The following is a 22,392-nucleotide window of genomic DNA, read 5'->3' on the forward strand; positions in this document are numbered from 1 at the left end:
CGCCTCTTCAAAATCAGGTGTGTCAAACTCAACTATGTCAAGGCACGGCATTTTAAGTTATGCTGCGCGCTGAACCCGTGTTGCCAGCCCGTTGCAGGCTGTCATGGGCGAAAATCTGGTGGTGAAAAATCGGCGGCGAAAATTCGGCTTTCGCCCGATCCGCAAGGTGCAAAACTGGAGTATGCATATGTCCGTTCGCACATCCGCGAAAGAAAACCCGGGTCTGGGTCAGGTGGACCCAATCTGGCATTCCGTCCGTGCCGAAGCGGAGGAAGCGGCCAGAAACGATCCGGTCCTCGGAACGTTCCTTTATGCCACGATCCTCAACCAGCCGAGCCTTGAAGATGCGGTGATGCATCGCATTGCGGAGCGCCTCGGCCATCCCGATGTCAGCGCGGATATCCTGCGGCAGACCTTCGATGCGATGCTGGAAGCGAACCCGGAATGGTCGCAGGTCGTGCGAGTGGATATTCAGGCGGTTTATGACCGCGATCCGGCCTATAGCCGTTTCATGGACCCGGTCCTTTATCTCAAGGGCTTTCACGCCATCCAGACACATCGTCTGGCCCACTGGCTCTACACGGAAGGCCGCAAGGACTTCGCCTATTATCTCCAGAGCCGTTCGTCTTCGATCTTCCAGACCGATATTCATCCTGCGGCAACGCTTGGCAGCGGGGTATTCCTCGATCATGCGACGGGCCTCGTTGTCGGCGAAACCGCGCTGATCGAAGACAATGTTTCGATCCTGCACGGTGTTACGCTCGGCGGAACGGGCAAGTCGAGCGGCGACCGCCATCCGAAGATTCGCCATGGCGTGCTGATCGGTGCCGGTGCGAAAATTCTCGGCAATATCGAGGTCGGGCACTGCTCCAAGATCGCGGCCGGTTCTGTCGTGCTGAAGCCCGTCCCGCATAGTGTCACGGTTGCCGGTGTTCCGGCCAGAATCATAGGCGATACGGGCTGCGCCGAACCATCGCGCGTCATGGACCAGATGCTGGGCGAGGGAATCTGATCGGGTTTCGCCGCCTTTTACGATAAAACGGGCCGCTTGCTGGTTTTTTCCGCCAAGCGGCCTATATTTTGCCGGAAGCGGAGATTGGATGGCTCCGGTTCGATGGAAAGTCGGGGCCGTTCCGTCTTCCCTGCCTGTCCGGTTTGCAGACATCCCCTGGGTAAAGGCTTTGGGTATGGGCTTGCCGGGGGTTTACATAAGAAAATGCCGGGTGCAATAAACCGGCCTCAATTCAATTTCAGGAGAAGCCGGTTGAACCCCGAAGAACTCAAAAAGCTGGACGCCTATTTCAAACGGACCTTCAACAATCCCAGCCTGCAAGTGAAGGCGCGTCCGCGCAAGAACGATTCCGCCGAGCTTTACCTCGGAGACGAGTTTCTGGGCCTGGTCTACAAGGATGAGGACGAAGGTGAACTCTCCTACAATTTCTCGATGGCGATTCTCGACGTCGATCTCTGATCTGTCTTGCGGCCATGCTTCGAAGCGGGTGGCCGTCAGGAATATCTCGCAGCGTCCTTTCCACTTTGTGGAGAGGACGTTTTGTTTTCCAGTTCCCTGATCAAGCTTACATTCAAGATCGATTGGCGGGCTTGCCATCGAGAAGGCGGGCCGTTGCGAAATCGCGTATTGCGCGGTCGAGCGTCTTCCATTCGCCCAGCATGGAGCGGGGGAAGCGATAGAGGATTTGCAGGCCGCGTCCGAACTGGAGGTCCCGTTCGCAGGAATTGAAGCTTTCGGCGGCTGCGTCGCCCAGACAGCGCGCAACGAAGTCCGGTTTTCCGGCGCTCGCATCCGATAGAACCAGCTCTTCGCCCTTGTAGCCGCTGCCTTCGAGAAACGGGTGTATCGTCAGGCCGTCGGGGCCGGGGCGTCCGTCCGGGGCGATCAGGCTAGCGTAGATCGGGAGATAACGCCCGGTCATGTCACGAGACATGGTGCGTTCCTCGATCGACATGAAAATCAGTTGTCGTTCAGGCGTCAGCAGGTTGAAGGTCGCGCGGTCGCGTTCCGTGTAGCCTGTGAGGCCGGGCCAGCGTGCATAAAGGTCGAGGCGAGCGGCCACGCCGTCGCGGCGCTGACTGGAAAAGCGGATCATATTGGCGGAGGTCGAGAGCACATTATTGCCGACGATCACTTCATAAGCGCGGGTGCTGTCGGTGTGACCGCCGCGCGCGATGACAGGGCCCAGAAGACGCCCGCCCAAGTGAATGGCGACGGTCAGCAGAAGCAGGGCGACAGCCGCCAGCGAGAGCCAGCCGAAAAAGCGCCCTCCCATGTTTGAAGCGGTGTTGTCTGGTGTTGTTTCCATCCGGCCGGAATGCCATCGCAATGATATTGCAGGGATTATCGGTCTTTTATGGTTAACAGTGCGTGAAGTCGTGCTTGTACGGCAGGCGAAAACAGCTTAGCCCTTTGTCATCAAGTTTGCGGATGGAGGAAGGCACGTGCCGGTCTATGCATATAATGGTCACAAGCCGCAATTTGCGGATCGCAGCAGCAACTGGATTGCACCGGATGCAAGCCTGATCGGAAAAGTGGTCGTTGGCGACAATGCCGGTTTCTGGTTCGGTGCGGTTTTGCGCGGCGACAATGAGACCATTACAATCGGCAACGATACCAATGTGCAGGAGCAAACGATCATGCACACCGATATCGGCTTTCCGCTGACCGTCGGTGCGGGCTGCACCATCGGGCATCGCGCGATTCTTCACGGCTGCACGGTTGGCGAAAACACGCTGATCGGCATGGGGGCCATCGTGCTCAACGGCGCGAAGATCGGAAAGAACTGCCTTATCGGGGCAGGGGCGCTGGTGACGGAAGGCAAGGAAATACCGGACAATTCGCTCGTCGTCGGTTCGCCCGCGCGCGTGTTGCGTGAGCTGGACGCAGCGGCCATCGGGAAGCTGGAGGCATCGGCCCGGCACTATGTCGAGAAGGCCCGTTCTTTCATGCGTGGACTCGAACCGGCCTGACCGGCGGGGAAACAAAAAAGGGACGGGGAATGACGACCCGTCCCTTTTTACCGGTGCTGGAGACGTTCAGTTTCGGATGCTGCCGACCAGAATATCGCGGTCATCCCTGATCGAAACCCAGCTTCCGCTATTGGTCGTCGACTGGCGCTTCAGATAGCTGTAGTCGGTTCGGTTCCATGCGAGGATGCGCGGATCGAGATTGTCGAGGATGAAGTCGCCGCGGTCGGTGCGCACGGTCAGGACTGCGTGGCCTTCGCCGTTCGGCTGGCGGACCACCGTGAAAAGCAGCGTATTTGCCGGCAGGCCGAGTGCGATCAGTTCGCGGCGCTTCAAAAGCATATAGTCGTCGCAGTCGCCGACCGTCACCGGATATTCCCAATATTCCTCGCGGCCCCAGGCTTCCATATCGGTCATGGGCGCGATCTTTTCATTGACGCTCGCATTGACCGCTACGATCTCTTTCCAGATTTCGGGCGTCAGCCTGAGCACATTGCTGTTGCGGCTGGTGACGCGGCATTCGTCCGGATAGCGCTCGCAGAATTCGTAATGGCCGATGGGCTGCGAAGTGCGTTCGCCTGTGCTCATCCAGGGCGAGGTCGAGGCGGGGCTTGCGGCCTCCGCGATGCCTATACCGAGCAGGATCAGAATCGCTGCGATGATGGTTTGCTTCGTCATTCTTTTGTCTCCCTGTTGGTGACCAGAATGACTTGGACAATTTGAAGGCGCGCAAATTTACGCGCGAAAATGCGAGTCAAATTCGATTAAAACTGCGCGAAACGCTGAAACTTTTTGTAAATAAACGGGCTATTTCGGGGCAAACCGGGTCATTTTTGTGGCTTTTTTGTGATCCGGGCCGTTTTGCGGTTTGTCATTCCGTAACCTTGACGCGCATTTATCTTTTACACCTTGCCGCCCTTGATGAGCTGAAGCCGGGGGCGGTCGGGCGTCGGCGGTCGTGTGATGCGCATATCCGTCCATTGCCGGTTGCCGCCTTTTGCTTTCGCACCGATTACCGCCGGAGTGCGTATTTCTTCGGCCAGAACCAGATCCGGCGCTAGCGGTTCGATCGTGTTCAGATGGCCAAGGACAAGCGGGTCGGCCCCGACCCAGGAGACGGATTCGAGCACGGCGATGCTGCCGAGCAGGCTGATCCTGCCGTCCGCCGCTTCGAGAGGCGCCAGAAGCATTTCAAAACGGAGGCTTCGCCCCGACATGCTGATTCCGTCATTGAGGCTCAGGGCCGGAATTTGCAGGGCGTCGATGTTCCGGGACAGTTCCAGAAGGGCCGGGCGGTCGCGTTCAGGCCATAGCGAGAGAAACTTCGATCCTTTCAGTTCCCGCCCGAACAGGGTGCAGACCCGCGTTCCGGCGAGGCGGAAAGACAAGTCGTTGTCTGCGTCGGCTTCCAGAAAGAACAGTTCAGACAGATGGCGCCCAAGCCTGCGCGGTTCGATCCGCTCGCGCGACGGCGCGCGCAGGAAACCGCTCGGGGTGCGGGCCGTTCGCTGCCATTCGCTGAATATCGCAATCGTACTGCGGTGTTTCATCGTGCGCCGTTATCTTGATCCGTTCATGGCGGAAGCTCGCTCCGCTGCCGAACGCATTAAAATAGTATTAACGGCGAGGATGCCAGCTTAACCCTTTCCTCATCCACCGGGCTTGTCCATTAAGGTTAACAATAAGTAATGCTTGCACCACTGAAGAAAATGCGATTCGATAAGGTATCAGAGGAAGCCATTGAGTTGATTGGCGTTTTTCTGAGCTCCAGATTCGATTTTGCGGATATTTCCTGTCCGCATCGAGGCCGACCGGAAACTTCCGTCGGCCTTTATTTTTAACACATTGTGCCCTATCAACGTTCATGTTCTGACGGCGGTGGCCCCGTGGTCCGCTTGCTGGCAATTCGTCCTCACAGCCTAAAGCGTGTCGCGTTCAATCATATTCAGGCGGCACACTTTAAGTTTTTGTTTTGGCGCATGTCTTTATCCCGAAACCGGTTCCCACTTTCGGGAGACATGCTTTAGAAAGCAAGAGTTCATGAGCCTTCCTCAGCGGGAAATGCGCGGCGACACAAGCCGGTCGGGCGGCGGCGAGCCGATATTCAATATTCCCGGTGTGGTGACTGCCCTGATTGCCCTGTGCGCGGCGGTCTATGTCTATCAGAACTACATTATCAGCGAGCAGCAGAACTATCAGTTCATGCTGAATTTCGCACTCATACCGGCGCGCTTTTCGCTGGCGAACGGCTTTACCGATCCGGCAGCGCTTTTCACGCTTGTCAGCTATTCCTTCATGCATGGCGGCATTGCCCATATCGCCGTCAACATGATCTGGCTTGCCGCCTTCGGTTCTCCCCTGGCAGGGCGCATCGGAACAGGCCGGATGATTGTCTTCTGGATTTTCACATCGATCGTCGCGGGACTGACGCATTATGCGATCTATCCCGAAAGCGTTTCGCCGCTGGTCGGCGCGTCGGGCGCCATTTCCGGCATGATGGGCGCCGCGGCGCGATACGGCTTTCGCCGTATCGGCCATGGGAGGCGGTCGGAATTTGCCGGTCCGATGCTTCCTGTCGGGCTGACGCTGACGCTCCGGCCCGTTCTGACCTTTGTCGGCGTGTGGTTCTTGATCAACATCATTACCGGCCTTTATTCAACCGGCGGCGCGGACCTGTCCGGGATTGCCTGGGAAGCGCATATCGGCGGATTCATTGCCGGGTTCTTCGGTATTGCGCTGGTGGATCGCCCGCGCAGCTATGACGCTGTTCTGAGACGATAGAGTCCTTCGTTTCGTCGCGCCGTCCGGTTGCGTGCGAAAATAGAAACGGACAACGCTTTCTCCCGATTTGATGGCACTTGCCAATCGGTCAATCGAAGCGCACCATCATGGAACGCGGCGGGAGGAACTGCGTTCTGCTTCATGCGGCGTTTGAATGCCGGAAGCAGCGAGTGCTAGTGGATTGAATTTGACGTTTGAATCCCGACTGAATGAGATGCTGTTTCAAACGTCAAATTCGAAAAATCCACTAGATACATAAAGTTGCTAGTGGTCTTTCCGATTCCGACATTTGCTCGGCGCCTGTATCAGAGGGATGCAAATGTCGGAATCAGACCACTAGTGGATTGAATTTGACGTTTGGATCCCGACTGAATGAGATGCTGTTTCAAACGTCAAATTCGAAAAATCCACTAGATACATAAACTTACTAGTGGTCTTTTCGATTCCGACATTTGCTCGGCGCCTGTATCAGAGGGATGCAAATGTCGGAACCAGACCACTAGATATTGGAGGGACTTTGGCATGACCGTTAGATCGATTCTCGAAACGAAGGGCAGGAGCGTCATGGTCATAGCGCCTGCCGACACGCTATCCCACGCTGTCGCCATGTTGACTCAACACAAGATTGGCGCGCTGGTGGTTTGCGACGAGGCCGGTCGAATCAAGGGAATTCTTTCCGAGCGCGATGTCGTGTGGGCCGTCGCCGCTCAGGAAAGCAAGGCGATGAGTATGCCGGTTTCCGAGGTCATGACCGTGAAAGTGCAGGTGTGCCGCGAGCATCACACCATCAATCAGGTGATGGAGATCATGACGCGGAGCCGATTCCGTCACATGCCTGTGGAGGAAGACGGCAAGCTGGTCGGCATCATATCGATCGGTGACGTGGTGAAACGGCGCATCGAAGATGTGGAGCGCGAGGCGGAAGATATTCGCACCTATATCGCCACCGCCTGAAACCGGCCGGAGCGGTTTGATTCGTCTTTCTGAATGCTGAATTTCAAAGCGCGTGCCGAACTTGCAGTGTTCAGGCGACGCGCTTCGGATTTTTTGGCTGCAAGCCGGTTTCCGCGGGAATCGCGAATCAGCGGGCGCGCAGATAGCGCTCCGCGGCATAGAGGGAAATCGCGGCCGCGTTGGAGACGTTGAGCGACTTGATTTCGCCCGGCATGTCCAGGCGGGCCAGAGCCGTAACGGTTTCCCGCGTTTTCTGGCGCAATCCCTTGCCCTCGGCGCCCAGAACGAGGGCGATTCTGTCGCCGGACAAGGTCGCTTCCATTTCCAGCGGTCCTTCAGAATCGAGGCCGATGGTCTGGAAACCCAGGCCGTGCAGTTCCTCGATGGCTTCCGCGAGGTTCCTGACCTCGATATGCGGGATGAGTTCCAGCGCGCCGGAGGCGGCCTTGGCCAGAACGCCGGTTTCCTGCGGGCTGTGGCGGCTCGTCGTGATCAGCGCGCCTGCGCCGAAAGCGACTGCCGAACGCATGATCGCGCCCACATTATGCGGATCGGTCACCTGATCGAGAACCAGAAGAAGCGGGCTGTCCTTCAGTTCCGACAGTTTTTTGGTGCGGAGCGGTTCCGCTTCGATCATTACGCCCTGATGGACTGCTTCCGAACCGGTTTCCTTGTCGATGTCTTTGGGATCGACGATTTCGACGGGGAAGGGCAGAGATTCGGCCTCGCCGATCTCAAGACGGGCGAAACCGTTGCGCGTGGCGCGCATACGCAGGATCCTGCGTTCCGGGTTTTCGACCGCAGCGCGGACAGTATGCAAGCCATAAAGGCGCACGGTTCCATCCGCCACCGCGCTGGCCGAGACAGCCGGGCGCTGCGGTCTGCGCGGTGATTTGCCTTCCGCGACCGCTTTCTGGTCGCGATGCTGGCGGCGCAGGCGCGCATAGTGAGAATCTTTTGGGGTACGGGGCGGGTTCTGATCGGTCATGGGGCTGCTTATAACCTGTTAGGCAGGCGGAAGATAGCGGCTTGGCCTGTGAACGCTATCAGATTGTTCCGATTGCCGAATAATCGGCGGCGTTTGAAAAAAAACCGGGAATTTCGGGCGTTTTGGCCGTCAGGGGCGGGGGATCGGAGGCGATGTTTCCACGATGCTGTGGACGGACATGCATTCTTTTCGCTTTTACCCTGTTGACAGGGGATAAGCTTATCGTCATAAGGCCCCTCGCGGATCGACGGCTGGCCCAACCAGTCAGCCAGAAGCCCCGCGAAAATGCCTAGTCGCTCGACTCTGCTGATAGTGATATCTGGAGGGATGCCCGAGTGGTTAAAGGGGACGGACTGTAAATCCGTTGGCTATGCCTACGTTGGTTCAAATCCAACTCCCTCCACCACTGTCGGATCAGAGTTATGAGTGCGCGGGTATAGCTCAATGGTAGAGCAGCAGCCTTCCAAGCTGAATACGCGGGTTCGATTCCCGCTACCCGCTCCAGATTTTCAAGAGCGGTTTGGCGTGTAAGGAATCATCGACGGGCGGTTCGCCGTTCCGTTTTGGCATAAATGCCGGCTCGGAAGCCAAGCGGCTTTTGTGCTGGCGCTTGAGCGGTTCTAGAACAAAGAGAACAACGGCGATGGCTAAGAGCAAATTTGAACGTACGAAGCCCCACGTTAACATCGGCACGATCGGTCACGTTGACCATGGCAAGACGTCGCTGACGGCTGCGATCACGAAGTTTTTCGGCGAATTCCGTGCATATGACCAGATCGATGCAGCGCCGGAAGAAAAGGCGCGCGGCATCACCATTTCGACCGCCCACGTCGAATATGAAACCGAAAACCGTCACTACGCACACGTCGACTGCCCCGGCCACGCCGACTATGTGAAGAACATGATCACCGGCGCGGCGCAGATGGACGGCGCGATCCTGGTTGTTTCGGCTGCCGACGGCCCGATGCCGCAGACCCGCGAGCACATCCTGCTTGCCCGTCAGGTTGGCGTTCCGGCTATCGTCGTGTTCCTCAACAAGTGCGACCAGGTTGACGACGCAGAACTGCTCGAACTGGTTGAACTGGAAGTGCGCGAGCTTCTGTCGAAGTACGACTTCCCGGGCGACGAAATTCCGATCATCAAGGGCTCGGCTCTTGCCGCTCTGGAAGACAGCTCGAAGGAACTGGGCGAAGACGCCGTCCGCAGCCTGATGGCTGCCGTTGACGACTACATTCCGACCCCGGAACGTCCGATCGACCAGCCGTTCCTGATGCCGATCGAAGACGTGTTCTCGATCTCGGGCCGTGGTACGGTTGTGACGGGTCGCGTCGAGCGCGGTATCGTCAAGGTTGGCGAAGAAGTTGAAATCGTCGGCATCAAGGCAACGACGAAGACGACGGTTACCGGCGTTGAAATGTTCCGCAAGCTGCTCGACCAGGGCCAGGCTGGCGACAACATCGGCGCACTGATCCGCGGCGTTGGCCGTGAGGATGTCGAACGCGGTCAGGTTCTCTGCAAGCCGGGTTCTGTGAAGCCGCACACCAAGTTCAAGGCAGAAGCCTACATTCTGACCAAGGACGAAGGCGGCCGTCATACGCCGTTCTTCACCAACTACCGTCCGCAGTTCTACTTCCGCACGACGGACGTGACGGGTGTTGTAACGCTGCCGGAAGGCACGGAAATGGTCATGCCGGGCGACAACATCGCCATGGACGTCACGCTGATCGTGCCGATCGCCATGGAAGAGAAGCTCCGCTTCGCTATCCGTGAAGGTGGCCGCACCGTCGGTGCAGGCATCGTCTCCTCGATCATCGAGTAATCGTGCAATGATCTGACCGGCGGTCCGCCGCCGGTTCGCTTCAAATAAGACTTGAAGCATGTCCTGTGCAGGACTAGACAATATCAAGGCGTTCAGGCGCCGATAGGGGTATAGCTCAGTTGGTAGAGCGACGGTCTCCAAAACCGTAGGTCGCGGGTTCGAACCCTGCTGCCCCTGCCATTTCGATACGGGCGTTCGCGGCTTGACTGCGAGCGCCCGTTATCTATATTATGAAAGAAGCGGCCTTTGTGCCGTTTTGGCTTTTCGGTGAGGGCGCACGTTTCGATGTGGCGGCACTGCCGGAGAAAGATAATTCCCTGCGGGATTTGTTGGCCGGGCAGGGAAGGGTCGCCGTTGCACGATTGGATGGTGCGTCGAGCGATACTCGCAAGGATCGGATTTCCGATAAGCCTGTATGGTATTCTTTTAACCTTTTGGGCTTGTTTTTTCCGGGAATCGATTCTATGTAACGTCAACAGACACGCGGCGCGTGGGGCTGATATTACAGCTTTGCGTGCCGTATACGCGTGACCTCTGGCTTCTGATTCGCGGTGCGGGGAAAGATGTTCGAGGCTGCGCCTGATCAATGACAGAGCGGCAGATGGCATCCAAGACGAATCCGATCACCTTTTTTCAGCAGGTTCGCGCCGAAACGGCGAAGGTGACCTGGCCGACCCGGCGTGAAACGGTCATCTCCACCATCATGGTGGTGGTTATGGCGTTTCTGGCTGCTGCATTCTTTTTTCTTGCCGACCAGCTTATGGCCTATGGCGTAGAATTTATTCTCGGCCTTGGTCGATAAGTTAGGATTGGGGAGTTTCTAGATGACGGCGCGCTGGTACATCGTTCACGCCTATTCCAATTTCGAAAAGAAAGTGGCCGAGGATATCGAAGCCAAGGCCAAGCAGAAAGGTCTGTCCGAGTTGATCGAGCAGATCGTCGTGCCGACCGAAAAGATCGTGGAAGTGCGCCGTGGCCGCAAGGTCGACGCAGAGCGCAAGTTCTTCCCGGGTTATGTGCTGGTTCGCGCGACCCTTACGGATGCGGTCTTCTCGCTTATCAAGAATACGCCGAAAGTCACTGGTTTCCTTGGTGATTCGAAGCCGGTTCCGGTTTCCCAGAAGGAAGTCGATACCATCCTCCATCAGGTTCAGGACGGTGTTGAGCGTCCGAAGACTTCGGTGTCCTTCGAGATTGGCGAGAATGTTCGCGTTTCCGACGGTCCGTTTGCTTCGTTCAACGGCATCGTTCAGGAAGTCGATGAGGAGCGCGCGCGTCTCAAGGTCGAGGTTTCCATCTTCGGGCGCGCGACGCCTGTGGATCTGGAATACGGTCAGGTCGACAAGCTTTGATCGTTTGCCCGCAAGGGCTGGCCCCGACCGGCTTCCGGGCGGGGTGAAAATGGTGGAAGGGAAGGCGGCTTAGCCGGTCGTTGATCTCCGAACCACCGAACTGCCCGCCAGCCGAGCTGGCGTCAGTCGAGGGCCGGATTTCCGGCATTAATCGAGAAAGCCGGGTTTCCGGCAAACTAAAAAGGCAGAAAGCAATGGCTAAGAAAGTTGCAGGCCAGCTGAAGCTCCAGGTAGCGGCAGGTGCGGCCAATCCGTCGCCCCCGATCGGTCCGGCCCTGGGTCAGCGCGGCATTAACATCATGGAATTCTGCAAGGCGTTCAACGCTGCCTCGCAGGAAATGGAAAAGGGTTCGCCTATTCCGGTCGTGATCACCTATTATCAGGACAAGTCCTTCACTTTTGTGATGAAGACGCCTCCGGTGACCTACTTCCTCAAGAAGGCTGCCAACCTCAAGTCTGGTTCGAAGACTCCGGGCAAGGCGAGCGCCGGTACGATCACGCGCGACAAGGTTCGCACGATCGCTGAAGCGAAGATGAAGGATCTGAACGCCGCTGACATCGAAGCAGCTATGCGCATGATCGAAGGTTCTGCCCGTTCGATGGGCCTGGAAGTGGTGGGCTGAGACGATGGCGAAGATTTCCAAGCGCGTTAACAAGATTCGCGAAGGCATTGACGTCAACAAGCTGTACGACCTGTCGGCAGCCATTGGCCTTGTCAAGGAACGTGCCGTCGCCAAGTTCGACGAAACCATCGAAATCGCGATGAACCTCGGTGTCGATCCGCGTCATGCCGACCAGATGGTTCGCGGCGTTGTCAACCTGCCGAACGGCACCGGCCGTACGGTTCGCGTTGCGGTTTTCGCACGTGGCGACAAGGCTGAGGAAGCCAAGAAGGCTGGCGCCGATATCGTCGGAGCGGAAGAGCTGTTCGAAATCGTCAATGGCGGTAAGATCGAATTCGATCGCTGCATTGCGACCCCGGACATGATGCCGCTCGTCGGTCGTCTCGGTAAGGTTCTCGGCCCTCGCGGCATGATGCCGAACCCGAAGGTTGGCACGGTTACCGTCGATGTCGCAGCCGCTGTTGCTGCTTCCAAGGGTGGCGCTGTCGAGTTCCGCGTCGAGAAGGCCGGTATCATTCATGCCGGTATCGGCAAGGTGTCCTTCGACAACGCAAAGCTCGAAGAAAACATCAAGGCTTTCGCTGACGCCGTCATCAAGGCAAAGCCGTCGGCTGCCAAGGGCGAATACGTCAAGCGCGTTTCGATCTCTTCGACCATGGGCGTTGGCGTCAAGGTCGATCCGGCAACCGTCAAGGTCGTCGCCTAAGTTTTTCGGGCTCCGGTTCGCCGGGGCCTAATGCATGTCTCCCAAAAGTGGAAACTGGTTTTGGGTATAGGCGTGCATGAAAACAAAAACTTAAAGCGTGTCGTATGGCTATGATAAAACGCGACACGCTTTAAGCCTTTCCCGAATGGGGAGGCGCAAGGCCGCCAGCCTGTCCTGCAATCCGGGGCGAAAGGCAAGAATTCCGGGTCGCAAGACCCGGATAGCCGGATGAAAATCCGGTTATCCTGTCCGAGATTGCAGGCGGCAATCATTTGATTGTCTTAAACGCCAAGCCTGCATGAGACGTGGAATAACCTGGTTTCGCGTGAAAACGCATACGAGGTTTGAACCGTAGTTGCCTTTGAGTGGAGCCGGCGCAAGCAGGTAAAGCTGAAGGGGACAGGATCCTCGAACGTCGGCTCTCGTCGCAAGGCAGGGTCGGCAAAGGCAACCCGGCAGGGCCATGTTGGTCCTGTCAACTGGAGAGAGACAGTGGATAGAGCGGAAAAGCGCGAATTTGTCGCGTGGCTGAACGGCGCTTTCAAAGAGTCCGGTTCGGTCGTCGTGGCCCACTATACCGGTCTCACCGTTGCGCAGATGAGCGATCTTCGCTCGAAGATGCGTGATGCAGGTGGGTCCGTTAAAGTCGCGAAAAACCGCCTTGCCAAAATCGCTCTTCAGGGCACGGAATCGGAAGGTATTGCTGACCTGTTCACGGGTCAGACGGTCGTTGCTTATGCAAACGATCCGATCACCGCTCCGAAAGTAGCAGTCGAATTCGCCAAGGCTAACGAGAAGCTCGTTATCCTCGGTGGTGCAATGGGTGCAACGACGCTGAACGCCGATGGCGTGAAGTCGCTCGCATCGCTCCCGTCGCTCGACGAACTGCGCGCAAAGCTGGTTGGCATGATCCAGACCCCGGCTCAGCGTCTTGCAGTGCTTACCAGCGCTCCGGCGGGCCAGATCGCCCGCGTTATCGGCGCGCACGCCCGGAAGAACGAGGCGGCTTAAGGCCGTTTCTCGCTGTCAACAGTTCAAACCTTAATTATAGGAAGTACAAAAATGGCTGATCTCGCAAAGATCGTTGAAGACCTTTCGGCCCTGACCGTTCTGGAAGCTGCTGAGCTGTCCAAGCTTCTCGAAGAGAAGTGGGGCGTTTCGGCTGCTGCTCCGGTCGCTGTTGCTGCCGCTGGCGGCGCTGCCGGCGGCGCTGCCGCTGCAGAAGAAAAGACCGAATTCGACGTTATCCTGGCCGATGGCGGCGCTAACAAGATCAACGTGATCAAGGAAGTGCGCGCAATCACCGGCCTCGGCCTCAAGGAAGCCAAGGACCTCGTCGAAGGCGCTCCGAAGGCTGTCAAGGAAGGCGCTTCGAAGGACGAAGCCGAAAAGCTCAAGGCACAGCTCGAAGCCGCTGGCGCCAAGGTCGAACTCAAGTAAGTTCGAATTTATTCCGGCGGATGGATTTCCATCCGCCGGTTTCCGCCGGTTGTTTCAGGCGGATCGCCCCGTTGGGTGCATGAATTGACTGGAACCCTTTTTCTGAATGCCGGGGCGGGCTTTCAGAAAACGGGTTTTAGCCCGTTAGAAGACCGCTGAAAGGCGGCGCATGATAAAGGCCGCAAGGCGTGACCAAGCCGTAAGGCTATAGAACGAGGAGCGACGATGGCTCAGACCCATTCATTCAATGGTCGCAAGCGCGTACGCAAATTTTTCGGCAAGATCCCAGAGGTCGCCGAGATGCCGAACCTTATCGAGGTTCAAAAGGCATCCTACGACCAGTTCCTTATGGTTGAAGAACCATCCGGCGGGCGTTCTGACGAGGGTTTGCAGGCGGTTTTCAAGTCTGTTTTCCCTATCCAGGATTTCTCCGGCGCTTCCATGCTCGAATTCGTCCGTTACGAATTCGATCCACCGAAGTTCGACGTTGACGAATGCCGTCAGCGTGATCTGACCTATTCGGCGCCGCTGAAGGTGACGCTGCGTCTTATCGTGTTCGATATTGACGAGGATACCGGCGCGAAGTCGATCAAGGACATCAAGGAGCAGGATGTCTACATGGGCGACATGCCGCTCATGACCGACAACGGCACCTTCATCGTCAACGGCACCGAGCGCGTGATCGTTTCGCAGATGCACCGTTCGCCGGGCGTCTTCTTCGACCACGACAAGGGCAAGACCCATTCGTCGGGCAAGCTTCTGTTTGCCGCGCGCGTCATTCCTTACCGCGGTTCCTGGCTCGACATCGAGTTCGATTCCAAGGACATCGTCTATGCGCGTATCGACCGTCGCCGCAAGCTGCCGGCCACGACGCTGCTCATGGCGCTCGGTATGGACAGCGAAGACATTCTGTCGACGTTCTACAACAACGTTACCTATACGCGTGACGGTGACAACTGGCGCATTCCGTATTCCGCCGACCGCTTCAAGGGCATGAAGATCATTTCCGATCTCATCGATGCGGATACCGGCGAAGTCGTCCTCGAAGCAGGCAAGAAGCTGACCGCCCGTTCGGCCAAGCAGCTTGCCGACAAGGGCCTCAAGGCCATCAAGGCAACGGAAGACGATCTTCACGGCTCGTATCTTGCGGAAGACATCGTCAATTACGCAACCGGTGAGATTTATCTCGAAGCCGGTGACGAAATCGACGAGAAGGTTCTGAAGACCCTGCTCGATACCGGGACGGAAGAAATCAACGTTCTCGATATCGACCACGTCAATATCGGCGCCTACATCCGCAACACGCTGGCTGTGGACAAGAACGAAAGCCGTCAGGACGCTCTGTTCGACATCTACCGCGTCATGCGTCCGGGCGAACCGCCTACGATGGACTCGGCTGAGGCCATGTTCCAGTCGCTGTTCTTCGATTCGGAACGTTACGACCTGTCGGCTGTCGGCCGCGTCAAGATGAACATGCGCCTCGACCTCGATGCGGAAGACACCGTGCGCGTTCTGCGCAAGGAAGACATCCTGGCCGTGGTCAAGATGCTGGTCGAACTGCGTGACGGTCGCGGCGAAATCGACGACATCGACAATCTCGGCAACCGCCGTGTGCGTTCGGTCGGCGAACTGATGGAAAACCAGTACCGCGTCGGTCTGTTGCGCATGGAACGCGCGATCAAGGAACGTATGTCCTCGATCGAAATCGACACGGTCATGCCGCAGGACCTGATCAACGCCAAGCCTGCCGCGGCTGCCGTTCGTGAATTCTTCGGCTCCTCGCAGCTGTCGCAGTTCATGGATCAGACCAACCCGCTGTCGGAAATCACCCACAAGCGCCGTCTTTCGGCTCTTGGACCGGGTGGTCTCACCCGCGAGCGCGCCGGCTTCGAAGTCCGCGACGTGCATCCGACCCATTACGGCCGTATCTGCCCGATTGAAACGCCGGAAGGCCCGAATATCGGTCTGATCAACTCGCTCGCTACCTTTGCCCGCGTCAACAAATACGGCTTCATCGAAAGCCCGTATCGCAAGGTGATCGATGGCAAGGTGACGAACGAAGTCGTCTATCTGTCGGCGATGGAAGAAGCCAAGCATTCGGTTGCTCAGGCTAACGTCGAGCTGGACGGGCAGGGCGGTTTCGTTGACGAATTCGTCATCTGCCGTCATGCGGGCGAAGTGATGATGGCGCCGCGTGAAAACGTGGACCTGATGGACGTGTCGCCGAAGCAGCTCGTTTCGGTTGCAGCAGCGCTCATTCCGTTCCTCGAAAACGATGACGCCAACCGCGCCCTCATGGGCTCGAACATGCAGCGTCAGGCTGTGCCGCTCGTTCGCGCCGAAGCGCCGTTCGTCGGTACGGGCATGGAACCGATCGTTGCGCGTGACTCAGGCGCTGCCATTGCCGCTCGCCGCGGTGGTTTCGTCGATCAGGTCGATGCGACCCGTATCGTCATCCGCGCCACAGAAGATCTCGATCCGTCCAAGTCGGGCGTCGATATCTACCGCTTGCAGAAGTTCCAGCGTTCGAACCAGTCGACCTGTATCAACCAGCGTCCGCTCGTTCGCGTTGGCGACCGCATCGGCAAGGGCGACATCATCGCCGACGGTCCTTCCACGGATCTGGGCGATCTGGCTCTCGGCCGCAACGTGCTCGTCGCGTTCATGCCGTGGAACGGCTACAACTACGAAGATTCGATCCTGCTTTCCGAGAAGATCGTTTCGGAAGACGTGTTCACCTCGATCCATATCGAGGAATTCGAAGTTGCGGCTCGCGACACCAAGCTTGGACCTGAGGAAATCACCCGCGATATTCCGAATGTTTCGGAAGAAGCGCTGAAGAACCTCGACGAAGCCGGTATCGTCTATATCGGTGCGGAAGTGCATCCGGGCGACATTCTGGTCGGCAAGATCACGCCGAAGGGCGAAAGCCCGATGACGCCGGAAGAAAAGCTTCTGCGCGCCATCTTCGGTGAAAAGGCGTCCGACGTCCGTGACACCTCCATGCGGATGCCGCCCGGAACCTTCGGCACGATCGTGGAAGTTCGTGTTTTCAACCGCCACGGCGTTGAAAAAGACGAACGCGCCATGGCGATCGAACGCGAAGAGATCGAGCGTCTGGCCAAGGACCGTGACGACGAACAGGCTATCCTGGATCGTAACGTCTATGGTCGTCTCGCCGACATGCTGGATGGCAAGGTCGCCGCTGCCGGGCCGAAGGGCTTCAAGAAGGGCACTGCGATCAGCCGCGAGCTGATGACCGAGTATCCGCGTTCGCAATGGTGGCAGTTCGCCGTTGAAGACGAAAAGCTTCAAAGCGAGCTGGAAGCCCTGCGCAGCCAGTACGACGACTCCAAGAAGCTGCTTGAAGCGCGCTTCATGGACAAGGTCGAAAAGGTACAGCGCGGCGACGAGATGCCTCCGGGCGTCATGAAGATGGTCAAGGTCTTCGTCGCTGTGAAGCGCAAGATCCAGCCGGGCGACAAGATGGCTGGCCGTCACGGCAACAAGGGTGTGGTTTCGCGCATTCTGCCGGTCGAGGACATGCCGTTCCTCGAAGACGGTACACATGCCGACATCGTGCTGAACCCGCTTGGCGTGCCGAGCCGTATGAATGTGGGCCAGATTCTGGAAACCCACCTCGGCTGGGCCTGTGCAGGCATGGGCAAGAAGATCGGTGAGCTTCTCGACGTTTATCGCAAGACGGCCAATATCGAGCCGCTGCGCGATACGCTGGAGCACATCTATCCGGACAACGATCGCAATGAGCCGATCCGGTCCTATGACGACGATTCCGTCGTCATGCTGGCTAATCAGGTGAAGCGCGGCGTGTCGATTGCAACGCCGGTCTTCGACGGTGCGGTTGAAGCCGACATCAACGCGATGTTGACGGATGCCGGACTTGCGACCTCGGGTCAGTCGACGCTCTATGATGGACGTACGGGCGAGCCGTTCGACCGTCAGGTGACCATGGGCTACATCTACATGCTGAAGCTCCACCACCTGGTCGACGACAAGATCCATGCGCGTTCGATCGGACCTTACTCGCTCGTCACGCAGCAGCCTCTGGGCGGCAAGGCCCAGTTCGGCGGCCAGCGCTTCGGCGAAATGGAGGTCTGGGCTCTGGAAGCATACGGTGCGGCCTACACGCTGCAGGAAATGCTGACGGTGAAGTCGGACGACGTGGCAGGCCGTACCAAGGTCTACGAAGCCATCGTGCGCGGCGACGACACGTTCGAAGCGGGCATTCCGGAGAGCTTCAACGTTCTCGTCAAGGAAATGCGTTCGCTTGGCCTCAATGTCGAGCTGGACGATACGCGCGACGCCGAACAGCCAGCACTGCCGGACGCGGCGGAATAAACATGAAGGCGCGCCACGGTCTCGCCGTGGCGCGCCCGTATTGTCAGTCAGGAACTGACTAATACCGCGATTTCTTTTCAGGATGGCAAGGATTTTCAGCTTGTCATCGACGCACAGGGCGACGGATCGCCCTCAAGGAGAACGGCATGAACCAAGAGGTCATGAATCTTTTCAATCCTCAGGCTCCGGCACAGACGTTCGATTCCATCAGAATCTCGATTGCCAGCCCTGAGAAGATTCTGTCCTGGTCATACGGCGAGATCAAGAAGCCGGAGACGATCAACTACCGTACGTTCAAGCCCGAACGCGATGGTCTCTTCTGCGCGCGTATCTTTGGCCCGATCAAGGACTATGAATGCTTGTGCGGCAAGTACAAGCGCATGAAATACAAGGGCATTATCTGCGAAAAGTGCGGCGTGGAAGTCACGCTGTCGCGCGTGCGCCGCGAGCGCATGGGCCACATCGAACTCGCAGCACCGGTCGCTCACATCTGGTTCCTGAAGTCGCTGCCGAGCCGTATCGGCACGCTTCTGGACATGACGCTCAAGGATATCGAGCGCGTCCTGTACTTCGAAAACTACATCGTGACCGAGCCGGGCCTGACCTCGCTGAAGGAGCATCAGCTTCTTTCGGAAGAGGAATATATGATTGCCGTCGATGAGTTCGGCGAAGACCAGTTCACGGCCCTTATCGGCGCGGAAGCGATCTACGAGCTTCTGGCTTCGATGGAACTCGAAAAGATTGCCGCCGATCTGCGCGTCGATCTGGCTGAGACGACGTCGGACCTCAAGCAGAAGAAGCTGATGAAGCGTCTGAAGATCGTCGAGAACTTCATCGAGTCCGGCAATCGCCCGGAATGGATGATCATGAAGATCGTTCCGGTCATTCCGCCGGACCTGCGTCCGCTCGTGCCGCTGGATGGTGGTCGTTTCGCGACCTCGGATCTCAACGATCTCTATCGTCGTGTCATCAACCGTAACAACCGTCTGAAGCGCCTCATCGAGCTGCGCGCGCCGGGCATCATCATCCGCAACGAAAAGCGCATGTTGCAGGAAGCTGTGGACGCGCTGTTCGACAACGGCCGTCGCGGCCGCGTCATCACCGGCGCCAACAAGCGTCCGCTGAAGTCGCTCTCCGACATGCTCAAGGGCAAGCAGGGCCGCTTCCGTCAGAACCTGCTCGGCAAGCGCGTCGACTATTCCGGCCGTTCGGTCATCGTGACCGGCCCGGAACTGAAGCTGCACCAGTGCGGCCTGCCGAAGAAGATGGCGCTCGAACTGTTCAAGCCGTTCATCTATGCCCGTCTTGACGCCAAGGGTTATTCCTCGACCGTCAAGCAGGCCAAGAAGCTGGTTGAAAAGGAACGTCCGGAAGTCTGGGATATCCTTGACGAAGTGATCCGCGAGCATCCGGTTCTCCTGAACCGCGCTCCGACGCTGCACCGTCTTGGCATTCAGGCTTTCGAACCCACCCTGATCGAAGGCAAGGCAATCCAGCTGCATCCGCTCGTCTGTACGGCGTTCAACGCCGACTTCGACGGTGACCAGATGGCTGTCCACGTTCCGCTGTCGCTTGAAGCCCAGCTTGAAGCCCGTGTGCTGATGATGTCCACCAACAACATCCTGCACCCGGCCAACGGCGCGCCGATCATCGTTCCGTCGCAGGACATGGTTCTCGGCCTCTATTATCTGTCTATCGTGGCGGAAAAAGAGCCGGGCGAGGGCATGGTTTTCGCCGATTTCGGCGAGCTTCAGCACGCTCTGGAAACCAAGACCGTTACGCTGCACACCAAGATCAAGGGCCGTTTCAAGACGGTCGATGCCGAAGGCAATCCTGTGTCGAAGATTTTCGACACGACGCCGGGCCGCATGATCATTGGCGAATTGCTGCCGCGTAATGCCAATGTGCCGTTCAGCATCTGCAATCAGGAGATGACCAAGAAGAACATCTCCAAGATGATCGACCACGTCTACCGCCATTGCGGTCAGAAAGAGACGGTCATTTTCTGCGATCGCATCATGCAACTCGGCTTTGCCCATGCCTGCCGCGCCGGCATTTCGTTCGGCAAGGACGACATGGTCATCCCGGACACCAAGGCGAAGATCGTTGCCGATACCGAAGCGCTGACGACCGAATACGAACAGCAGTACAATGACGGCCTGATCACTCAGGGCGAAAAGTACAACAAGGTCGTGGACGCCTGGGGCAAGGCCACCGACAAGATCACCGAAGAGATGATGGCGCGCCTCAAGGCCGTCGAATTCGATCCGGTGACCGGTCGCCAGAAGCAGATGAACTCGGTCTATATGATGTCGCATTCGGGTGCCCGCGGTTCGGTCAACCAGATGCGTCAGCTGGGCGGCATGCGCGGCCTCATGGCCAAGCCGTCGGGCGAAATCATCGAGACCCCGATCATCTCGAACTTCAAGGAAGGCCTGACCGTGAACGAGTACTTCAACTCGACCCACGGTGCCCGCAAGGGTCTGGCCGACACCGCGTTGAAGACGGCTAACTCGGGTTACCTGACCCGTCGTCTCGTGGACGTTGCACAGGACGCCATCATTTCGGAAGTCGATTGCGGCGCCGAAATCGGCCTCACCATGCAGCCCATCGTCGATGCCGGTCAGATCGTGGCCTCGATCGGCCAGCGCGTTCTGGGCCGTACGGCCCTCGACCCGATCCTGCATCCGACCACCGGCGAAGTCATCGTCGAAGCCGGCCGCATGATCGAGGAAAAGGACGTCGAGATCATCGAGAAGGCTAGTATCCAGTCGGTCCGTATCCGTTCGGCCCTGACCTGCGAAACCCGCAACGGCGTTTGCGCCAAGTGCTATGGTCGCGACCTTGCACGCGGTACGCCGGTTAACCAGGGTGAAGCGGTTGGCGTTATCGCGGCACAGTCGATCGGCGAGCCGGGCACCCAGCTTACGATGCGTACCTTCCACTTGGGTGGTACGGCGCAGGTTGTGGACTCGTCCTATCTCGAAGCTTCGTATGAAGGCACCGTGAAGCTGCGTAACCGCAATGTGGTTCGCAACTCCGACGGCAATCTCGTGGTGATGGGCCGTAACATGGCTGTCCTGATCCTCGACGCTTCGGGCAAGGAACGTGCTGTCCATCGCGTGACCTATGGTTCGCGTCTGTTCGTGGACGAAGGCGACACGGTCAAGCGCGGCCAGCGTATTGCCGAGTGGGATCCGTATACCCGTCCGATCATGACGGAAGTCGAAGGCTATGTTGAGTTCGAAGATCTCGTCGATGGCCTTTCGGTTTCGGAATCGGCGGACGAGTCGACGGGCATCACCAAGCGCGTCGTCATCGACTGGCGTTCGACCCCGCGCGGTTCGGATCTCAAGCCTGCCATGGTCATCAAGGACAAGGCTGGCAAGATCCTCAAGCTGTCGAAGGGCGGCGATGCCCGCTTCCTGCTCTCGGTGGAATCGATTCTTTCGGTCGAGCCGGGCGCGCATGTGAAGGCCGGCGACGTTATCGCCCGTCTGCCGATGGAAAGCGCCAAGACCAAGGACATCACCGGCGGTCTGCCGCGCGTGGCGGAACTGTTCGAAGCACGTCGTCCGAAGGATCACGCTGTCATCGCGGAAATCGATGGTACCGTCCGCTTCGGTCGCGACTACAAGAACAAGCGTCGCATCATCATCGAGCCGAACGACGACACGATCGAGCCGGTCGAGTACCTCATTCCGAAGGGCAAGCCGTTCCATCTTCAGGACGGCGACGTCATCGAAAAGGGTGAGTACATCCTCGACGGCAACCCGGCGCCGCATGATATTCTGGCGATCAAGGGCGTGGAGGCTCTGGCTTCCTACCTCGTGAACGAAATCCAGGAAGTCTATCGCTTGCAGGGCGTGTTGATCAACGACAAGCACATCGAAGTGATTGTCCGCCAGATGCTGCAGAAGATCGAGATCACGGAATCCGGCGATACCGGTTACATTCCGGGCGATCACGTCGATCGCATCGAACTGGACGAGATCAACGATCGTCTTATCGAGGAGGGCAAGAAGCCGGGTTCCGGCAATCCGGTCCTGCTCGGTATCACCAAGGCTTCGTTGCAGACGCCGTCGTTTATCTCGGCCGCTTCGTTCCAGGAAACGACCCGCGTGCTTACCGAAGCTGCGGTTGCCGGCAAGATGGACACGCTGCAGGGTCTGAAGGAAAACGTCATCGTCGGCCGTCTCATCCCGGCCGGTACAGGCGGCATGACCAACCAGATCCGCCGCATTGCCACGGCTCGCGACGATCTGATCATCGACGAGCGCCGCAAATCTTCCGGTTCCGCGGAAGCCAATGCGATGCTGGTGGACATGACCAACAACGCCGCCGAGTAAGTTCGACGATGTGAACGAAATGAAAAAGGCCGCCTTTCG

19 protein-coding genes and 3 tRNA genes are annotated in these 22,392 nt (G+C 57.9%); 18 read left to right on the forward strand and 4 right to left on the reverse strand.

The window, feature by feature from the left end; genetic code table 11:
* Positions 1-187 precede the first annotated feature (187 nt).
* Positions 188-1,012, forward strand: coding sequence for a serine O-acetyltransferase (gene cysE / locus FHS76_RS07670; RefSeq protein WP_183650330.1), 825 nt, complete (start codon positions 188-190; stop codon positions 1,010-1,012).
* Positions 1,013-1,264: 252 nt separating this feature from the next.
* A complete protein-coding gene (locus FHS76_RS07675; protein ID WP_183650333.1) occupies positions 1,265-1,471 on the forward strand; it encodes a DUF3126 family protein in 207 nt (68 codons plus the stop codon).
* A gap of 112 nt (positions 1,472-1,583) precedes the next feature.
* Here the strand turns inward: FHS76_RS07675 and FHS76_RS07680 are convergent, their stop codons facing one another.
* Positions 1,584-2,321 (reverse strand): hypothetical protein, encoded by a 738-nt coding sequence (locus tag FHS76_RS07680; RefSeq protein ID WP_183650335.1) that lies wholly within the window; start codon positions 2,319-2,321, stop codon positions 1,584-1,586.
* 136 nt (positions 2,322-2,457) lie between these two features.
* Here FHS76_RS07680 and FHS76_RS07685 point away from each other — a divergent pair, with 136 nt between their 5' ends.
* The gene (locus FHS76_RS07685) at positions 2,458-2,985 is read left to right on the forward strand and encodes a gamma carbonic anhydrase family protein (protein WP_183650338.1); all 528 of its coding nucleotides are present in this window, start codon (positions 2,458-2,460) and stop codon (positions 2,983-2,985) included.
* A gap of 66 nt (positions 2,986-3,051) precedes the next feature.
* Here FHS76_RS07685 and FHS76_RS07690 read toward each other — a convergent pair whose 3' ends face one another.
* Positions 3,052-3,660, reverse strand: a complete 609-nt coding sequence (locus FHS76_RS07690) for a transglutaminase-like cysteine peptidase (RefSeq protein ID WP_183650341.1) — start codon at positions 3,658-3,660, stop codon at positions 3,052-3,054.
* Between the two features lie 224 nt (positions 3,661-3,884).
* Positions 3,885-4,532 carry a PAS domain-containing protein gene (locus tag FHS76_RS07695; RefSeq protein ID WP_183650343.1) on the reverse strand — a complete coding sequence of 216 codons (648 nt, stop codon included), beginning with the start codon at positions 4,530-4,532 and terminating at the stop codon, positions 3,885-3,887.
* Between the two features lie 490 nt (positions 4,533-5,022).
* Here FHS76_RS07695 and FHS76_RS07700 point away from each other — a divergent pair, with 490 nt between their 5' ends.
* Together FHS76_RS07700 and FHS76_RS07705 are read left to right on the forward strand one after the other, a co-directional pair.
* Entirely contained in the window at positions 5,023-5,763 is a 741-nt protein-coding gene (locus FHS76_RS07700) for a rhomboid family intramembrane serine protease (protein WP_183650346.1), read from the forward strand.
* A gap of 522 nt (positions 5,764-6,285) precedes the next feature.
* Positions 6,286-6,717, forward strand: a complete 432-nt coding sequence (locus FHS76_RS07705; protein ID WP_183650349.1) for a CBS domain-containing protein — start codon at positions 6,286-6,288, stop codon at positions 6,715-6,717.
* Positions 6,718-6,844: 127 nt separating this feature from the next.
* On the opposite strand, the gene rlmB is transcribed toward FHS76_RS07705, so the two are convergent.
* Positions 6,845-7,705: a 23S rRNA (guanosine(2251)-2'-O)-methyltransferase RlmB gene (rlmB, locus tag FHS76_RS07710; RefSeq protein ID WP_183650351.1), complete on the reverse strand. Its 861-nt coding sequence runs from the start codon at positions 7,703-7,705 to the stop codon at positions 6,845-6,847.
* Between the two features lie 321 nt (positions 7,706-8,026).
* On the opposite strand from rlmB, the gene FHS76_RS07715 reads away from it, so the two are divergent.
* The 13 genes from FHS76_RS07715 to rpoC all read left to right on the forward strand — a co-directional run bounded on the left by FHS76_RS07715 (position 8,027) and on the right by rpoC (position 22,353).
* A tRNA-Tyr gene (locus FHS76_RS07715) sits at positions 8,027-8,111 on the forward strand.
* Between the two features lie 24 nt (positions 8,112-8,135).
* A tRNA-Gly gene (locus tag FHS76_RS07720) sits at positions 8,136-8,209 on the forward strand.
* 139 nt (positions 8,210-8,348) lie between these two features.
* Positions 8,349-9,524 (forward strand): elongation factor Tu, encoded by a 1,176-nt coding sequence (gene tuf / locus FHS76_RS07725; protein ID WP_183650354.1) that lies wholly within the window; start codon positions 8,349-8,351, stop codon positions 9,522-9,524.
* Between the two features lie 104 nt (positions 9,525-9,628).
* A tRNA-Trp gene (locus FHS76_RS07730) sits at positions 9,629-9,704 on the forward strand.
* Between the two features lie 50 nt (positions 9,705-9,754).
* Positions 9,755-9,994: a hypothetical protein gene (locus FHS76_RS07735; RefSeq protein WP_183650357.1), complete on the forward strand. Its 240-nt coding sequence runs from the start codon at positions 9,755-9,757 to the stop codon at positions 9,992-9,994.
* A 131-nt stretch (positions 9,995-10,125) separates the two neighbouring features.
* Positions 10,126-10,326 carry a preprotein translocase subunit SecE gene (gene secE / locus FHS76_RS07740; protein WP_113465032.1) on the forward strand — a complete coding sequence of 67 codons (201 nt, stop codon included), beginning with the start codon at positions 10,126-10,128 and terminating at the stop codon, positions 10,324-10,326.
* A gap of 22 nt (positions 10,327-10,348) precedes the next feature.
* Entirely contained in the window at positions 10,349-10,876 is a 528-nt protein-coding gene (gene nusG, locus FHS76_RS07745) for a transcription termination/antitermination protein NusG (RefSeq protein WP_183650360.1), read from the forward strand.
* 194 nt (positions 10,877-11,070) lie between these two features.
* Entirely contained in the window at positions 11,071-11,499 is a 429-nt protein-coding gene (gene rplK, locus FHS76_RS07750) for a 50S ribosomal protein L11 (RefSeq protein ID WP_183650363.1), read from the forward strand.
* A gap of 4 nt (positions 11,500-11,503) precedes the next feature.
* On the forward strand, positions 11,504-12,205 hold the full coding sequence (rplA, locus tag FHS76_RS07755) for a 50S ribosomal protein L1 (protein ID WP_183650366.1): 702 nt from the start codon (positions 11,504-11,506) through the stop codon (positions 12,203-12,205).
* Between the two features lie 492 nt (positions 12,206-12,697).
* The gene (rplJ, locus tag FHS76_RS07760) at positions 12,698-13,216 is read left to right on the forward strand and encodes a 50S ribosomal protein L10 (RefSeq protein WP_183650369.1); all 519 of its coding nucleotides are present in this window, start codon (positions 12,698-12,700) and stop codon (positions 13,214-13,216) included.
* Positions 13,217-13,267: 51 nt separating this feature from the next.
* Positions 13,268-13,645 carry a 50S ribosomal protein L7/L12 gene (gene rplL, locus FHS76_RS07765; protein ID WP_183650372.1) on the forward strand — a complete coding sequence of 126 codons (378 nt, stop codon included), beginning with the start codon at positions 13,268-13,270 and terminating at the stop codon, positions 13,643-13,645.
* Positions 13,646-13,870: 225 nt separating this feature from the next.
* A complete protein-coding gene (gene rpoB / locus FHS76_RS07770) occupies positions 13,871-18,004 on the forward strand; it encodes a DNA-directed RNA polymerase subunit beta (protein ID WP_183650375.1) in 4,134 nt (1,377 codons plus the stop codon).
* Positions 18,005-18,150: 146 nt separating this feature from the next.
* A complete protein-coding gene (rpoC, locus tag FHS76_RS07775; protein WP_183650377.1) occupies positions 18,151-22,353 on the forward strand; it encodes a DNA-directed RNA polymerase subunit beta' in 4,203 nt (1,400 codons plus the stop codon).
* Positions 22,354-22,392 lie beyond the last annotated feature (39 nt).

The sequence above is a fragment of the Brucella daejeonensis genome, assembly GCF_014199265.1.
GTDB classification, from domain to species: domain Bacteria; phylum Pseudomonadota; class Alphaproteobacteria; order Rhizobiales; family Rhizobiaceae; genus Brucella; species Brucella daejeonensis.